This window comes from Streptomyces sp. NPDC093544 (assembly GCF_040683495.1).
Lineage (GTDB): Bacteria > Actinomycetota > Actinomycetes > Streptomycetales > Streptomycetaceae > Streptomyces.
On record NZ_JBFBEA010000002.1, the window covers coordinates 128,751 to 143,994 of the forward strand.

General features: G+C 71.0%; 19 protein-coding genes. 18 read left to right on the top strand and 1 reads right to left on the bottom strand.

Annotated elements, in window-relative coordinates; all coding sequences use genetic code 11:
* The first annotated feature begins 1 nt into the window (after position 1).
* The 7 genes from AB0N66_RS02885 to AB0N66_RS02915 all read left to right on the top strand — a co-directional run bounded on the left by AB0N66_RS02885 (position 2) and on the right by AB0N66_RS02915 (position 4,683).
* On the top strand, positions 2-166 hold the full coding sequence (locus AB0N66_RS02885) for a hypothetical protein (RefSeq protein WP_365427638.1): 165 nt from the start codon (positions 2-4) through the stop codon (positions 164-166).
* A 2-nt stretch (positions 167-168) separates the two neighbouring features.
* On the top strand, positions 169-816 hold the full coding sequence (gene hisH, locus AB0N66_RS02890; RefSeq protein ID WP_365427641.1) for an imidazole glycerol phosphate synthase subunit HisH: 648 nt from the start codon (positions 169-171) through the stop codon (positions 814-816).
* A gap of 3 nt (positions 817-819) precedes the next feature.
* Positions 820-1,548 (top strand): bifunctional 1-(5-phosphoribosyl)-5-((5-phosphoribosylamino)methylideneamino)imidazole-4-carboxamide isomerase/phosphoribosylanthranilate isomerase PriA, encoded by a 729-nt coding sequence (priA, locus tag AB0N66_RS02895; RefSeq protein WP_365427643.1) that lies wholly within the window; start codon positions 820-822, stop codon positions 1,546-1,548.
* A complete protein-coding gene (locus AB0N66_RS02900) occupies positions 1,545-1,943 on the top strand; it encodes a RidA family protein (RefSeq protein ID WP_365427645.1) in 399 nt (132 codons plus the stop codon). Before priA ends, AB0N66_RS02900 begins: the two co-directional genes overlap by 4 nt.
* Entirely contained in the window at positions 1,940-2,695 is a 756-nt protein-coding gene (hisF, locus tag AB0N66_RS02905) for an imidazole glycerol phosphate synthase subunit HisF (RefSeq protein ID WP_365427648.1), read from the top strand. Before AB0N66_RS02900 ends, hisF begins: the two co-directional genes overlap by 4 nt.
* A 127-nt stretch (positions 2,696-2,822) precedes the next feature.
* A complete protein-coding gene (locus AB0N66_RS02910) occupies positions 2,823-3,410 on the top strand; it encodes a helix-turn-helix domain-containing protein (protein WP_365427651.1) in 588 nt (195 codons plus the stop codon).
* 19 nt (positions 3,411-3,429) lie between these two features.
* Complete coding sequence (locus tag AB0N66_RS02915) at positions 3,430-4,683, top strand: MFS transporter (protein ID WP_365427654.1); 1,254 nt, start codon at positions 3,430-3,432, stop codon at positions 4,681-4,683.
* A 43-nt stretch (positions 4,684-4,726) separates the two neighbouring features.
* Here AB0N66_RS02915 and AB0N66_RS02920 read toward each other — a convergent pair whose 3' ends face one another.
* A complete protein-coding gene (locus AB0N66_RS02920) occupies positions 4,727-5,362 on the bottom strand; it encodes a TIGR03085 family metal-binding protein (protein WP_365427657.1) in 636 nt (211 codons plus the stop codon).
* A 190-nt stretch (positions 5,363-5,552) separates the two neighbouring features.
* Between AB0N66_RS02920 and hisI the strand changes: the two genes are divergently transcribed.
* The 11 genes from hisI (at position 5,553) to lgt (ending at position 15,049) form a co-directional block, all read left to right on the top strand.
* Positions 5,553-6,002 carry a phosphoribosyl-AMP cyclohydrolase gene (gene hisI / locus AB0N66_RS02925; protein WP_365427660.1) on the top strand — a complete coding sequence of 150 codons (450 nt, stop codon included), beginning with the start codon at positions 5,553-5,555 and terminating at the stop codon, positions 6,000-6,002.
* An 11-nt stretch (positions 6,003-6,013) separates the two neighbouring features.
* On the top strand, positions 6,014-7,492 hold the full coding sequence (locus tag AB0N66_RS02930) for an anthranilate synthase component I (RefSeq protein ID WP_365427663.1): 1,479 nt from the start codon (positions 6,014-6,016) through the stop codon (positions 7,490-7,492).
* A gap of 52 nt (positions 7,493-7,544) precedes the next feature.
* Positions 7,545-8,198 (top strand): TIGR02234 family membrane protein, encoded by a 654-nt coding sequence (locus tag AB0N66_RS02935; protein ID WP_365427665.1) that lies wholly within the window; start codon positions 7,545-7,547, stop codon positions 8,196-8,198.
* Between the two features lie 170 nt (positions 8,199-8,368).
* Positions 8,369-8,608, top strand: coding sequence for an HGxxPAAW family protein (locus tag AB0N66_RS02940; RefSeq protein ID WP_365427668.1), 240 nt, complete (start codon positions 8,369-8,371; stop codon positions 8,606-8,608).
* Between the two features lie 91 nt (positions 8,609-8,699).
* Entirely contained in the window at positions 8,700-9,155 is a 456-nt protein-coding gene (locus tag AB0N66_RS02945; RefSeq protein ID WP_365427671.1) for a DUF2752 domain-containing protein, read from the top strand.
* A gap of 174 nt (positions 9,156-9,329) precedes the next feature.
* On the top strand, positions 9,330-10,139 hold the full coding sequence (trpC, locus tag AB0N66_RS02950) for an indole-3-glycerol phosphate synthase TrpC (protein WP_365427674.1): 810 nt from the start codon (positions 9,330-9,332) through the stop codon (positions 10,137-10,139).
* 145 nt (positions 10,140-10,284) lie between these two features.
* Positions 10,285-10,521, top strand: a complete 237-nt coding sequence (locus tag AB0N66_RS02955; protein WP_365427677.1) for a tryptophan synthase subunit(beta) — start codon at positions 10,285-10,287, stop codon at positions 10,519-10,521.
* A 424-nt stretch (positions 10,522-10,945) separates the two neighbouring features.
* A complete protein-coding gene (gene trpB, locus AB0N66_RS02960) occupies positions 10,946-12,229 on the top strand; it encodes a tryptophan synthase subunit beta (protein ID WP_365427680.1) in 1,284 nt (427 codons plus the stop codon).
* A complete protein-coding gene (gene trpA / locus AB0N66_RS02965; RefSeq protein WP_365427683.1) occupies positions 12,226-13,041 on the top strand; it encodes a tryptophan synthase subunit alpha in 816 nt (271 codons plus the stop codon). The genes trpB and trpA overlap by 4 nt, the downstream gene beginning before the upstream one ends.
* A 102-nt stretch (positions 13,042-13,143) precedes the next feature.
* A complete protein-coding gene (locus AB0N66_RS02970) occupies positions 13,144-13,920 on the top strand; it encodes a thioredoxin domain-containing protein (protein WP_365427686.1) in 777 nt (258 codons plus the stop codon).
* Positions 13,921-14,038: 118 nt separating this feature from the next.
* Complete coding sequence (gene lgt, locus AB0N66_RS02975; protein WP_365427688.1) at positions 14,039-15,049, top strand: prolipoprotein diacylglyceryl transferase; 1,011 nt, start codon at positions 14,039-14,041, stop codon at positions 15,047-15,049.
* Positions 15,050-15,244 lie beyond the last annotated feature (195 nt).

Genomic DNA, 15,244 nt, shown 5'->3' on the forward strand with positions numbered 1-15,244 from the left:
CATGACAGGCCTCAACACCATCCTCATCGTCGTCGGGCTCTTCCTCCTCGGCGGTGTCTACTCCTTCGTCAAGCAGAAGATGCCGATGAGCCTCATCGTGCTGCTCTCGATCGGCGCCGCGATGTGCCTCGTGGCGGGGGTCATGCGATTGGCGGTGTGGAATTGACCGTGCCCAAGAAGAATTCCAAGAAGGTCGTCGTCTTCGACTACGGCTTCGGGAACGTGCGGTCCGCCGAGCGGGCTCTCGCGCGCGCGGGTGCCGAGGTCGAGATAACGCGTGACTACGACAAGGCCATGAACGCGGACGGGCTGCTGGTGCCGGGCGTCGGCGCGTTCGCCGCCTGCATGAAGGGCCTGCGTGAGGCGCGCGGCGACTGGATCGTCGGCCGGCGCCTGGCCGGTGGCCGCCCGGTGATGGGCATCTGCGTCGGCATGCAGATCCTCTTCGCGCGCGGCATCGAGCACGACGTGGAGACCGAGGGCCTCGACGAGTGGCCCGGCACGGTCGAACCGCTCCAGGCCGAGATCGTGCCCCACATGGGCTGGAACACCGTCGAAGCCCCGGCGGGCTCGCAGCTCTTCGGGGGGCTCGACGCCGACGCGCGCTTCTACTTCGTGCACTCCTACGCCGTCCACGACTGGTCTCTCGAGGTCGGGAACCCGCTGATACGGCCGCCGCTGGTGACCTGGTCCACGCACGGCAAGCCCTTCGTGGCGGCCGTCGAGAACGGCGCCCTGTGGGCCACCCAGTTCCACCCCGAGAAGTCCGGCGACGCCGGAGCCCAGCTGCTCACCAACTGGATCGGAACCCTGTAGACAATGGCCAAGCTCGAACTCCTCCCCGCCGTCGACGTCCGCGACGGACAGGCCGTCCGCCTCGTCCACGGCGAGTCCGGTACGGAGACCTCGTACGGCTCTCCTCTGGAGGCCGCCCTTGCCTGGCAGCGGTCGGGCGCCGAGTGGCTGCACCTCGTCGACCTGGACGCCGCGTTCGGCACCGGCGACAACCGCAAGCTGATCGCCGAGGTCACCGGCGCCATGGACATCAAGGTGGAGCTGTCCGGCGGCATCCGCGACGACGGCACCCTGGCCGCCGCGCTCGCCACCGGCTGCACCCGCGTCAACCTCGGCACCGCGGCCCTGGAGACCCCCGAGTGGGTCGCCAAGGTCATCGCCGAGCACGGCGACAAGATCGCGGTCGGTCTCGACGTACGCGGCACGACGCTGCGCGGCCGCGGCTGGACCCGCGACGGCGGCGACCTCTACACGACCCTGGAGCGCCTCAACTCCGAGGGCTGCGCACGGTATGTGGTGACGGACATCGCCAAGGACGGCACCCTGCAGGGCCCGAACCTGGAACTGCTGCGCAATGTGTGCGAGGCGACCGACCGCCCGGTCGTCGCCTCCGGCGGCGTCTCCTCCCTGGACGACCTGCGTGCCATCGCCGAGCTCGTGCCCCTCGGGGTCGAGGGCTCGATCGTCGGGAAGGCCCTGTACGCGAAGGCGTTCACCCTGGAAGAGGCCCTGGAAGCGGTGGCTGCCCTGTGAGCGGCGTACGACGTATCTCGACCGGCGCGCCCTGGGAGGAGGCCTTCGGGTACTCCCGCGCGGTGGAGCTGCCGAACGGCCTGGTGCTGGTCGCCGGGTGCACCTCCGTGATCAACGGGGAGATCGCAGCCGGCGGCCCGTACGAGCAGACGGTCAACTCCTTCAACGTGGCGTTCGCGGCGCTGGAGCAGCTCGGCCTCGGCCGCGACGATGTCGTCCGTACGCGCCTGTACATCACCCACGCCCGGGACGTGGAGGACATCGGCCGCGCCCACAAGGAGCTGTTCGACGCCGTACGCCCCGTCGCCTCGATGATCATCGTCTCCGGTTTCGTGGACCCGAGTCTGGTGGTCGAGGTCGAGGTGGAGGCGTTCCGGGGAGAGTCGGCGTCATGACCCTGGCGGTTCGAGTCATCCCCTGCCTGGACGTCGACAACGGCCGGGTCGTCAAGGGCGTCAACTTCCAGAATCTGCGCGACGCGGGCGACCCCGTCGAGATGGCCAAGGTGTACGACGCCGAGGGCGCCGACGAGCTGACCTTCCTGGACATCACGGCGTCCTCCGGCAACCGCGAGACCACGTACGACGTGGTGCGCCGCACTGCCGAGCAGGTGTTCATCCCGCTGACCGTGGGGGGCGGTGTCCGCACCGCCGAGGACGTGGACAAGCTGCTGCGGGCCGGGGCGGACAAGGTCGGGGTCAACACGGCGGCGATCACCCGGCCCGATCTCATCCGTGAGATCGCGGAGCGGTTCGGGCGGCAGGTGCTTGTGCTGTCGGTGGACGCCCGTCGCACGGAGAGCGGCTCCTTCGAGGTGACCACCCACGGCGGGCGCACGGGCACCGGCATCGACGCCGTCGAGTGGGCGCACCGGGCCGCCGAGCTGGGCGCGGGGGAGATCCTGCTCAACTCGATGGACGCGGACGGCACGAAGGACGGCTACGACATCGAGATGATCGAGGCCGTACGCAAGCACGTGACCGTTCCGCTGATCGCCAGCGGCGGCGCGGGCCGGCTCGCCCACTTCCCGCCGGCCATCGCCGCGGGCGCCGACGCGGTGCTCGCCGCGTCCGTCTTCCACTTCGGGGATCTGCGCATCGGTGAGGTGAAGGAGACGTTGAAGGGGGCGGGGTATCCCGTTCGCTGAGGTCAACTGCTTGAGCCCCGGTCACTTGGTGGCCGGGGCTCAGTTGTGTCCGGGCGCCCGGCAGATGTGAAGTGAAAGTTGCGCAATTTTAGTTGCGCAATTTTTCTTTCGTATCTAGAGTCGAGGCATGGCAAGCAAGGAGAACCGCCGGATCACGGATGTGGGCACGCTCAAGGCCCTGGGGCATCCGCTGCGGATGAAGCTGTACCGGGCGTTGATCGTGACCGGCGCCGCGACCGCGTCCCAGTTGGGCGAGCAGGTCGACGAGGCGCCCTCGCTGGTCAGCTACCACCTGCGCAAGCTCGCCGAGCACGGGCTCATCGAGGAGGCCGAGCCGCGCAGCGGGGACGGCCGGGAGCGCTGGTGGGAGCCCGCCTCGGACGGCGTGAGCGTCCGAGGCGGGGACTTCCGGGACGCGCCCGAGAAGCAGGCCGCGCACCTGGCGTTCACCCGGCTCTTCCACGAGCAGCGCGGCGACCAGTACCGGCGCTACCTCGACGAGCGCGCCACCTGGCCCACGGAGTGGAACGACGCCGCCGCCGACTCGGAAGGCACGCTCCGGCTGACGGCCGCCGAACTCGACGCGCTCAAGGACGAGTTGCTCACGGTCGTCAGGAAGTACGACGACAAGGGCCGCGCCGAAGAAGCGGCCGGTGACACCGAAGGGCGCGAGAACGTCGCGCTGCACGTGTACGGCTTCCCGTTCCGCCCCTGAGAGGACGCGTTCCGTGACCATGACCGCCGCACCCCGGACCCAGGCCTCGGCCCCGGCCGCCACCGAAATACCCGCCCACCGCGACGGCAACGTGCTGCGCTGGCTCGGCGCCTACGCCTCGTCGATGATCGGCGACAACGTCTACTACATCGCGTTGTCCTGGGCGGCCGTCCAGGCCGGTACGCCCTCGCAGGCCGGCCTCGTGATGGCCGTGAGTGCCGTGCCGCGGGCGCTGCTGATGCTGGGCGGGGGAGTGGTCGCCGACCGCTTCGGGCCGCGGAAGGTCGTCATCGGCAGTGACGCCGTGCGCTGCGTGGCCGTCCTCACGGTGGCCGCGCTGCTGTTCGCGGCGAGCCCCGGGCTGTGGCTGCTGGCCCTGCTCGCCATCGTCTTCGGCGCTGTCGACGCGGTCTTCATGCCCGCCGTGGGCGCCCTTCCGGCCCGCGTCACCAGCCGCGGGCAGCTCGCCCGCGTCCAGGGCATGCGGGGCCTCGCGATCCGCTTCGCCAACGTGGTGGGCGCACCCATCGGCGGCCTCTGCGTGGCCCTCGGGGGCGCGGCGGCGGCCTTCGGCCTTGCGGGAATGCTGATCGCCGTGTCGGTGCCGCTGCTGGTCTCCGTACGGATGAAGGACCTGCCCGCCGACGACAAGGTCGCGCAGCGCACCCCGTGGCGCGACCTCCGGGACGGGCTGGGGTACATCCGGCGCCACCCCGTCCTCGCCCCGCTCATCGTCGCCATCGCGCTCGGCGACCTCGGCTTCGTCGGCCCGCTCAACGTGGGCCTGACCCTGCTGGCCGATCAGCGCGGCTGGGGTGCCTCCGGGATGGGCTGGGTGCTCGCCGGGTTCGGGACCGGCGCGGCGGCCGCCGGCATGCTGCTGACCGTGCGGGGCCGGCTGCCGCACGCGGGGCGGGTGTCGGCGCTGGCGATCCTGGCGGGTGCGGTCGCGATCGGTTCGCTCGCATACGTCCCCACGCTCGCCGCCGCCGTCGGTATCGCCCTCCTCATCGGACTGCTGGCGGGGCTCAGCGGCGCCCTGTGCGGCGCGCTGCTTCAGACCCAGGCGGACCCCGCCTACCTCGGACGGGTCAGCTCCGTCTCCGGCATCGTCAGCCTCGGCCTCGCCCCGCTCAGCATGCCGCTGACCGCCGCCGCGATCGGCTGGTGGGGCACCGGGCCCGTCTTCGTCACCAGCGCGGTGGTGTGCGGCCTCGGCGGAGTGCTCGCCCTGAGCGTGGGTCCGCTGCGCCGCGCCGAGCTTCCGAAGTAGCGGTGGGTCGGAAGCGCAGCGGCCGTCGGACCCGCAGTGGCGGTCAGAGCCCGAGTTGCTTCGCCTCGTTCAGCTTCGTGATCGCGTCCTTGTCGCCGTCCAGCTCGACATCGGCCACCTGCTGCCGCCCGAACACGAACATCAGCAGCTCCGAGGGCTCGCCGGTCACCGTCACGACCGGCGTGCCCTTGTGCGCGACCGCCGTCTGGCCGTCCGGCCGGCGCAGCACCAGGCCGGTCGGGGCCCCGCGGCCCGTCAGGCGGGCCGTGCGCTCCAGACGGGACCACAGGGCGTCCTGGAAGACCGAGTCCAGCGCCCGCGGTGTCCAGTCGGGCTGGGCACGGCGTACGTCCTCGGTGTGGACGTAGAACTCGATGGTGTTCGCGGCCTCGTCGATCTGCTTGAGGGAGAACGGGGAGAAGCGCGGCGGACCCGTGCGAATCAGCTGGATCAGCTCCTCGTACGGCTTCTCGGCGAACTCCGTCATCACCCGCTCAAGACGTGGCGCGAGCTGTTTGATCCAGGTTCCGCCCGCGGCGTCCGCGCGGCGCTCGCGTATCACCACGTGGGCGGCGAGATCTCGGGTGTTCCAGCCCTCGCACAGGGTGGGGGCGTCCGGGCCCTCGGCTTCCAACAGGTCGGCGAGGAGAAGTCGTTCACGCTTTGCATGGGTCGACATGCCGGCAAGCCTACGACCGTCCCAGCGGTCCGCCCAGTGGATGTCGGCCAGTAGAGGCCGCGGGCCCGGCCCTATGGGCGACTGTCGGTCCGTGCCCGGTCTCCGGCCTGTGGACAACCGTCGGGCGGTGACCGGTCCGGCCTGTGGACAACTGCCTGGTGCGTCCCACCGGCGCGGCACAATGGTCCCTATGACCAGCACGCCTCCGCCCAGCAGGCCCAGCGGCCTGGACCCCGAGATCGCCGCGCGCCTCAAGCGCGGCGCCGACGGGCTCGTCCCCGCCATCGCCCAGCAGTACGACACCGGTGAGGTGCTGATGCTCGGCTGGATGGACGACGAGGCGCTGCATCGCACGCTCACCACGGGCCGCTGCACGTACTGGTCGCGCAGCCGCCAGGAGTACTGGGTCAAGGGCGACACGTCCGGCCACTTCCAGCACGTGAAGTCCGTCGCCCTGGACTGCGACGCCGACACGGTTCTCGTGCAGGTCGACCAGGTGGGCGCGGCCTGTCACACGGGCGCCCGCACCTGCTTCGACGCCGACGTACTGCACGACGTAGCGCACGGCGAAGCGCACGACGTATCGCACGACGAACTGCTCCGGAACGCCGATTCCGGCGTCCCGGCGCGGGATCAGTAAGGTCAGCCGCCATGGACCTCGAGACGTTCCGCAAGCTGGCCACAGACCGCCGTGTGATCCCCGTCAGCCGCAAGCTCCTCGCGGACGGTGACACACCGGTCGCGCTCTACCGGAAGCTGGCCGCCGAGCGCCCCGGCACCTTCCTCCTGGAGTCCGCGGAGAACGGCCGGTCCTGGTCCCGTTACTCCTTCGTGGGCGTCCGAAGCCAAGCCACGCTCACCGAGCGGGACGGGCAGGCGCACTGGCTCGGCACCCCGCCCGTCGGCGTCCCCGTCGACGGCGACCCGCTCGCCGCGCTGCGCGCCACCATCGAGGCCCTGCACACGCCGCACGGCGAGGGCCTGCCCCCGTTCACCGGCGGCATGGTCGGCTACCTGGGGTACGACATCGTGCGCCGCCTGGAGAAGATCGGCCCCGGCGAGCACGACGACCTGAAGCTCCCCGAGCTGACCATGCTGCTCACCAGCGACCTGGCTGTCCTGGACCACTGGGACGGCTCGGTCCAGCTGATCGCCAACGCGATCAACCACAACGACCTGGACACGGGCGTCGACGAGGCGTACGCGGACGCCGTCGCACGCCTCGACGCCATGCAGGCGGACCTCTCCCGCGCGGTCTCGCAGCCCCCCGCCGCGCTTCCGCCCTCCGAACTCCCCGAGTACACCGCGCTCTGGGGCGGCCCCGACTACCAGGACGCCGTCGAGGACATCAAGGAGCGCATCCGGGCCGGGGAGGCCTTCCAGGTCGTACCCTCCCAGCGCTTCGAAACGCCGTGCACGGCAAGCGCGTTGGACGTGTACCGAGTCCTGCGCGCGACCAATCCCTCCCCGTACATGTACCTCTTCCGCTTCGACGGGTTCGATGTCGTCGGCTCGTCCCCCGAGGCCCTCGTCAAGGTCGAGGACGGGCACGCGATGGTGCACCCCATCGCGGGCACCCGGCCGCGCGGCGCCACCGTCCAGGAGGACCAGGCCCTCGCCGACGAGCTGATCGCCGACCCCAAGGAGCGCGCCGAGCACCTCATGCTCGTCGACCTGGGGCGCAACGACCTGGGACGGGTCTGCGAACCGGGCTCCGTCGAGGTCGTCGACTTCATGTCCATCGAGCGGTACTCGCACGTGATGCACATCGTCTCCACGGTGACCGGACGGGTCGCCGCAGGACGCACCGCCTTCGACGTCCTGACCGCTTGCTTCCCCGCGGGCACCCTCTCCGGCGCGCCCAAGCCGCGCGCGATGCAGATCATCGACGAGCTGGAGCCCTCCAGAAGGGGGCTGTACGGCGGCTGCGTCGGCTATCTCGACTTCGCCGGCGACTCCGACACCGCCATCGCCATCCGTACGGCGCTGCTGCGCGACGGCACCGCATACGTACAGGCCGGTGCCGGAGTCGTCGCCGACTCCGACCCTGTGGCCGAGGACAACGAGTGCCGCAACAAGGCCGCGGCGGTGCTCCGGGCGGTGCACACGGCGAACCGGCTGGGGCAATAGGACGAGTCTCACGTGAGCCCCGGGTGACCGTTCGGCCGGTGTTCAGGCGATAGTGGAGTACGTGACTGCTGTTCCGCACCCCCGATCCGAAGCCCCCGGACCCGCCCCCTCCGGCCGCCGTAGCCTCGCCGTAGCTCTGCTCAGCGGCGCCCTCGGCGCGGCCGTGGCACTGCTGTCGACCCGGCAGAACTGGTCCTCGGGCACCGCCTCGGTGGCCGGCGGCGACTTTCCGCTGACCGCCTCGGGCAGCGACGTCACGGGCGTGCCCGCGGCGCTCGCGATAGTGGGCCTCGCCGCGCTCGTCGCCGTCTTCGCGGTCCGCCGCTCCGGACGCTTCCTCGTCTCCGCGCTGCTCGCGCTCGCTGGTGCGGGCATCGTCGCCGCGGCCCTGCTCGGCGCCGGCGACAGCTCGGCCCTCGACGAGAAGGCCGCGGCGGCCTCCGGCGACACCGCCGCCACCGCGGCCGCGCTCAGCCACACCGCCTGGCCGTACGTCGCCGCCGCGGGCGGCGCCCTCATCCTCCTCGCGGGTCTCCTCGCGCTGCGCTACGGGCGGCTGTGGCCCGCGATGTCGGGCCGCTACGAGCGGGACGGGACACCCCGGCCGCGCAAGGCCAAGCCGGTCGACCCGGACCGCCCCGAGGACATCTGGAAGGCGCTCGACCGGGGTGAGGACCCGACGGGGCCGGACCCGGCAGGGACCTGAGTCCCGGTTCTCGGGAGGCTTCCGTCCCAGGCTTTCGTCATGACCTGGCGGAACCGACGCGCGAGGACCGACCCCCCGCTCACGCCGTGCCCGCGAGTACGGGACAATGGCCCTGGAGCGTCCGACTCACCACACGTACGCAGCACATACTCAGTAACGAGGAGCAAGTCATGGCGGGCAGCAACCACGGTCACACCCCGGCCGCCTGGACCGGTGCCATCATCGTCTTCATCGGTTTCTGCGTCTCCGGTGCCTTCACGGTGCTGGCCGACCCGCTGGGCTTCTGGGCCGGTCTGGTCATCGTCGCCCTTGGCGGTGTCGTCGGCATGGTGATGCAGGCGGCGGGCCTGGGCAAGGCGAAGAGCAAGCCCGCGCACCCGGCCCGTGAGTCCGTGGGCGCCGAGGGCTGAGCACCCCGCAGAGCTGGTGAGAGGCGGTTCCGGCGCAGCTGCCGGGGCCGCCTCTCGCACGTACGGGCGTTCCGGGCGGGCGAGGGGCAGAATGCGTGGGGTGAACGCCGAATCCCAGCGGGTGACCCAGGGCGCGGAGCCCGGAGCGGGCGCCGTACTGCGGCGGCTCGCCGTACCCGGTGGGGTGCTCGCGGCCGTCGTCGGTGCCTTCGCCTACGTGGGGGCCGTCGATCCCAACCAGCCCGGGCACTACCCCGTCTGCCCACTGCTGCGGCTCACGGGCGTGTACTGCCCCGGCTGCGGCGGTCTGCGCAGCGCGCACGCGTTCGTGCACGGGGACTTCGCGGCGGCGCTCACGGACAACGCGCTCGCCGTCGTGGCGTTTGTGGGCTTCGCGGTGGTGTGGACCGTCTGGGTGGTTCGCTCGGTGCGCGGGCGCCCGGCGCGGATCGAACTGGGACGACTTCACCTGTGGACCATCGGCACATTGCTGCTGGTCTTCACGGTTGTCCGGAACCTGCCCCTCGGTGGCTGGCTGCACCCTTGATCAAATGGCAAAGGTCCAGGTAGTGGGACCGGCGTCAACCGGATGCGAGGTCTACGCCCTCCTCCGGATATCATCGCAGTGAGGGGTCTGACAGGTCCGAACCGTCCGAGGCGGTGAACCCGGGTCAGCCGCTCGACCGCTTCAGCTCTTCACCGCAGGAAGGGGGCCGCTCGCGTGAGTGTGCTCGACGAGATCATCGACGGAGTCCGTGCCGACCTCGCGGAGCGGCAGGCGCGCGTCAGCCTCGACGAGCTCAAGGAGCGCGCGGCGAAGGCTCCGGCGGCCAAGGACGGCGTGGCTGCCCTGCGCGGTGACGGTGTCAAGGTCATCTGCGAGGTCAAGCGCTCCAGCCCGTCCAAGGGCGCGCTCGCCGCGATCGCCGACCCGGCCGGGCTCGCCGCGGACTACGAGGCGGGTGGCGCGGCCGTCATCTCCGTCCTCACCGAGCAGCGCCGCTTCGGCGGTTCGCTGGCCGACCTGGAGGCCGTCCGGGCCAAGGTCGACATCCCCGTACTGCGCAAGGACTTCATCGTCACGTCGTACCAGCTGTGGGAGGCCCGCGCGTACGGCGCCGACCTCGCGCTGCTGATCGTGGCCGCCCTCGACCAGCCCGCCCTGGAGTCCCTCATCGAGCGCGCCGAGTCCATCGGGCTCACCCCGCTCGTCGAGGTGCACGACGAGGACGAGGCCGAGCGGGCCGTGGAGGCCGGCGCGAAGGTCATCGGCGTCAACGCGCGCAATCTGAAGGACCTCAAGGTGGACCGCTCCACCTTCGAGCGCGTCGCCCCCGAGATCCCGGCCGGCATCGTCAAGATCGCCGAGTCCGGCGTCCGCGGACCGCACGACCTCATCGCGTACGCCAACGCCGGCGCCGACGCGGTCCTGGTGGGCGAGTCCCTCGTCACCGGCCGCGACCCCAAGACGGCCGTCTCCGACCTGGTCGCGGCGGGCGCCCACCCCGCCCTGCGCCACGGACGGGGCTGACACCCCGGTGCCCGCCTCGCCCCACGCCGACGCCACCTCCCGTCCGGGCTTGCGCCCCGACGGGGGTTCGGCCCGCGTGGGGTCGGCTGCGCCGCTCCCGGACCGGGGTGACTCGTACGTCGGGCGTCCCGGCCAGGGGGCCGCTGTGCAGCTCCTGAGCCGCAGCGACTCGTATGCCGTACGCCCCTGTGTGCGGTCCGCCGCGCCGCTCCCGGTCGCCACGGCGGCCCGGGACGCCTACGCCCGCCTCGCCCGAGGCTGCCGCCCGCGCGGCTGCCGGGCGCCCGCGCGCCGCGTCCACGGACGCCGCGTTCGCTATGTCATCGGCGATGAGCCGGGCCAGGTCAACGGCATGCGATGGCGCCTCGCACACGCACGCTGACGCCGTCCCTGGTGCCCGGTTCCACCCTCCGGCTGAGCTGAGCTGAGCTGAGCTGACCTGGACCCGGCACGGCCGGTCCACGCCAGTGGGCCTTCTGCCCCTGCGGCGGGAGGCACTCCGGCTCCGGCTTCGCCGTTACCCATCTGTGGTTCCGGGCCGGCTCTGCACCGCCGATCACCGTCATCCGGCTTCTCGCCGTCGCGGCGGAGAGAACCCCCTTGGGGTGATTTCTTCTGCTGGGGCACCCATCCCGGGTATGGCCGGGTGGGTGGGAAAGCAGGCGGTGCCACCGGCGGGATCGGCCGGTCCGGGAAAGGCGTTCCTCAGTGGGGCCCCTTGCCGGAGGCGTGCGTGCCTACGTGATCGATAACGTGAACCCCTGTCCGACCTGTAACCGGGGCCGACGCCCCTGCGAGGTAGCCGCATGCCCAGTGAGTTCTTCATTCCAGACCCCGAGGGTCAAGTTCCCAGCGCCGAGGGGTACTTCGGCGCGTACGGCGGCAAGTTCATCCCGGAGGCGCTGGTCGCCGCCGTGGACGAGGTCGCCGTCGAGTACGACAAGGCGAAGACGGATCCCGAGTTCGCGCGTGAACTCGACGATCTGCTCGTCCACTACACCGGGCGCCCCAGTGCGCTGACCGAGGTGTCGCGGTTCGCCGAACACGCCGGTGGCGCAAGGGTGTTCCTCAAGCGGGAAGACCTCAACCACACCGGATCCCACAAGATCAACAACGTCCTCGGGCAGGCCCTGCTCACCAGGAGGATGGGCAAGACGCGCGTCATCGCGGAGACCGGGGCGGGCCAGCACGGCGTCGCCACCGCCACCGCCTGCGCTCTCTTCGGCCTCGAATGCACCATCTACATGGGTGAGATCGACACCCAGCGGCAGGCCCTCAACGTCGCGCGGATGCGCATGCTGGGCGCCGAGGTCATCGCCGTGAAGTCCGGCAGCCGCACCCTCAAGGACGCCATCAACGAGGCCTTCCGCGACTGGGTGGCCAACGTCGATCACACCCACTACCTCTTCGGGACCGTCGCAGGACCCCATCCCTTCCCCGCCATGGTGCGCGACTTCCACCGGGTCATCGGGGTCGAGGCACGGCGGCAGATCCTGGAGCGCGCCGGACGGCTCCCCGACGCCGCCGTCGCCTGCGTCGGCGGCGGCTCCAACGCCATCGGGCTCTTCCACGCCTTCATCCCCGACGCCGGCGTACGCCTCATCGGCTGCGAGCCCGCCGGGCACGGAGTGGAGACCGGGGAGCACGCGGCCACGTTGACCGCCGGTGAGCCGGGCATCCTGCACGGCTCGCGGTCCTACGTCCTCCAGGACGAGGAAGGGCAGATCACCGAGCCCTACTCCATCTCGGCCGGACTCGACTACCCGGGCATCGGGCCCGAGCACTCCTACCTCAAGGACAGCGGCCGCGGCGAGTACCGCGCGGTCACCGACGACGCGGCGATGCAGGCACTGCGCCTGCTCTCCCGCAGCGAGGGCATCATCCCGGCGATCGAGAGCGCGCACGCGCTGGCCGGAGCCCTGGAGGTCGGCAAGGAGATGGGACCGGACGGGCTGATCCTCATCAACCTGTCCGGCCGCGGCGACAAGGACATGGACACGGCCGCCCGCTACTTCGGCCTGTACGACACCGACGCCGAGGTCGCCGCCAACGCGGCCGACACCGCCGAGATCGAGGGGGACGCCAAGTGAGCGGCAACATTCAGCTGTTGAGCGACACCCTCGCCGGCGCGAAGGCGGAAGGGCGGGCCGCTCTCATCGCGTACCTGCCGGCCGGGTTCCCGACCGTCGACGGCGGGATCGACGCCATCAAGGCCGTCTTCGACGGGGGCGCCGACATCGTCGAGGTCGGTCTGCCGCACAGCGACCCCGTCCTCGACGGCCCCGTCATCCAGACCGCCGACGACATCGCCCTGCGCGGCGGAGTCAAGATCGCCGATGTGATGCGGACGGTCAAGGAGGCGCAGGAGGCCACCGGAAAGCCGGTGCTCGTGATGACGTACTGGAATCCGATCGACCGCTACGGCGTCGAGCGCTTCACCGCCGAACTGGCCGAAGCGGGCGGCGCCGGGTGCATCCTGCCGGACCTGCCCGTGCAGGAGTCGGCGCTGTGGAGGGAGCACGCCGAGAAGCATGGGCTCGCGACCGTCTTCGTCGTCGCGCCCAGCAGCAAGGACGCCCGGCTCGCCCAGATCACCGCGGCGGGCTCCGGCTTCGTGTACGCGGCCTCGCTGATGGGCGTCACGGGCACCCGCGCTTCGGTGGGCGCGCAGGCGCAGGACCTGGTGCGGCGCACCAAGGCCACCACCGAACTGCCCGTCTGTGTCGGCCTCGGCGTCTCCAACGCCGCGCAGGCCGCCGAGGTGGCCGGCTTCGCCGACGGTGTGATCGTCGGGTCCGCGTTCGTGAAGCGGATGCTGGACGCGCCGGATGAGGCGGCGGGCCTGGAGGCCGTACGCGCGCTCGCAGCCGACCTTGCGAAGGGTGTGCGAGGAGCGCGGTGACAGATGGCGCATAAATGTAGGTAACGGACAATCCGCTCACTCGAACGGGTGGACCTGGGGCCGGGGAGGCGCGCTGCGCCTTCCCGGTTCGTTCTGCCGGATGTGAGCGAGAAGAACCGTGACGGAAAGCGCAATGCCCGCGAGCGGCTGGCGGTAGAGCGAGAGAAGCAGAAGACCGCGGAGAGGCGTCGCCGGACGCTGATCGTCGGGGCTTCGGTGGTCTGTGTCCTTGGCCTGGCCGCGGTGGTGGGCGTCGTGGCCGCCAACTCCGGCCAGGACAAGAAGAGCGACACCTCCGGCCCGGTCGTGACGCCCTCTGGCGCGACCGGCAAGGACGGCCTCGCGGTCCCCGTCGGCAAGGACAGCGCCAAGTCGACGCTCACCGTGTGGGAGGACTTCCGCTGCCCGGCGTGCAAGTCCTTCGAGACCGCCTACCGCTCGACCATCCATGAACTGGTCGACGCCGGCCAGCTGAAGATCGAGTACCACCTCGTCACCATCATCGACGGGAACATGGGAGGCAGCGGCTCCCGCAAGGCCGCCAACGCCGCGGCCTGCGCCCAGGACGCCGGAAAGTTCACCGCGTACCACGACGTGCTCTACGAGAACCAGCCCGAGGAGACCGACGACGCCTTCGCCGACAACAGCAAGCTCATCGAGCTGGCGGGCAAGGTCGACGGCCTGGACACGGCCGCGTTCCAGAAGTGTGTCGACGACGGCACGCACAACAGCTGGGTCGTGAAGTCGAACGATGCCTTCGGGACCAGCGGTTTCACCGGCACGCCGACGGTGCTGCTGGGCGGCACGAACATCTACGCGGACCAGTCGATGACCCCGGCGAAGCTGAAGCAGATGGTGGAGGCGGCGAACAAGGGCTGATGCCTTTCCGGGCGCGAGCGCCCCCGGTTTCTCGCAGGCCGGGGGCACCGCCCGTTATGGAGCCGTTGCCGGGCTGCCTGCCGTGGGCCGCGTTCGGCACGGTAGCGTCGACCCTGCCATGGAAATTGCCTACATTCCCAGTCCGTCGCAGGGTGTGCTGCATCTCGGCCCCATTCCGCTGCGCGGCTACGCGTTCTGCATCATCATCGGCGTCTTCGTAGCCGTCTGGCTCGGCAACAAGCGCTGGATCGCCCGCGGTGGGCGGCCCGGCACGGTGGCCGACATCGCGGTCTGGGCCGTGCCGTTCGGCCTGGTCGGCGGCCGGCTCTACCACGTGATCACGGACTACGAGCTGTACTTCAGCGAGGGCCGCGACTGGGTGGACGCCTTCAAGATCTGGGAGGGCGGGCTCGGTATCTGGGGCGCGGTCGCACTCGGTGCGGTGGGTGCGTGGATCGGCTGTCGCCGACGCGGTATCCCGCTGCCCGCCTGGGCGGACACCCTCGCTCCCGGCCTCGCCTTCGCGCAGGCCATCGGCCGCTGGGGCAACTGGTTCAACCAGGAGCTGTACGGCAAGGAGACGGACCTCCCCTGGGCGCTGAAGATCACGTCCTCGGCGGACGGCCGGGTGGCGGGTCTGTACCAGCCGACGTTCCTGTACGAGTCCCTGTGGTGTGTCGGCGTCGGCTTCCTCGTCATCTGGGCGGACCGCCGCTTCAAGCTCGGGCACGGGCGGGCGTTCGCGCTGTACGCCGCCGCGTACTGCGTCGGCCGTTTCTGGATCGAGTACCTGCGGGTGGACGAGGCCCACCACATCTTGGGCATGCGTCTCAACAACTGGACCGCGATCGTGGTGTTCCTCCTCGCGGTGGTCTACCTCGTGCTCTCGGCACGGCTGCGGCCGGGGCGCGAGGAGATCGTGGAGCCGCTCGCTCCCGGCGAGGTCGAGGGTGACGATGCCGGTACGGCCGACGGGGACGCCGTCGGCCTGGAGAAGGCCGGGCCCGAGCCTGTGGACGGGGATGGGGAGTCGGCTGACGTCGAGGTTGCGGAAGCCGACGGCTCCCCGGAGTCCGAGGAGTCCCGTGAGTCCGCGGCTGACGAGGCCGAGTCGGCCAAGAAGAGCTGACGGTTTGTTGTGCGACGTAGAGGGCGCCGAATCGGATTCGGCGCCCTCTCCGCGTGCGGGCGATGGGTTCCGCCGGGCTTGGCACCACCGGAACACGCCGTGGGGGTGCTCGCCGTCGCGGCGGAGAGGAGGTACCCGCCCCGGACGGCGGCTACCTCTTCTCCTGCGGAGCAGAGAACCGGGCGGAGCAGGAAT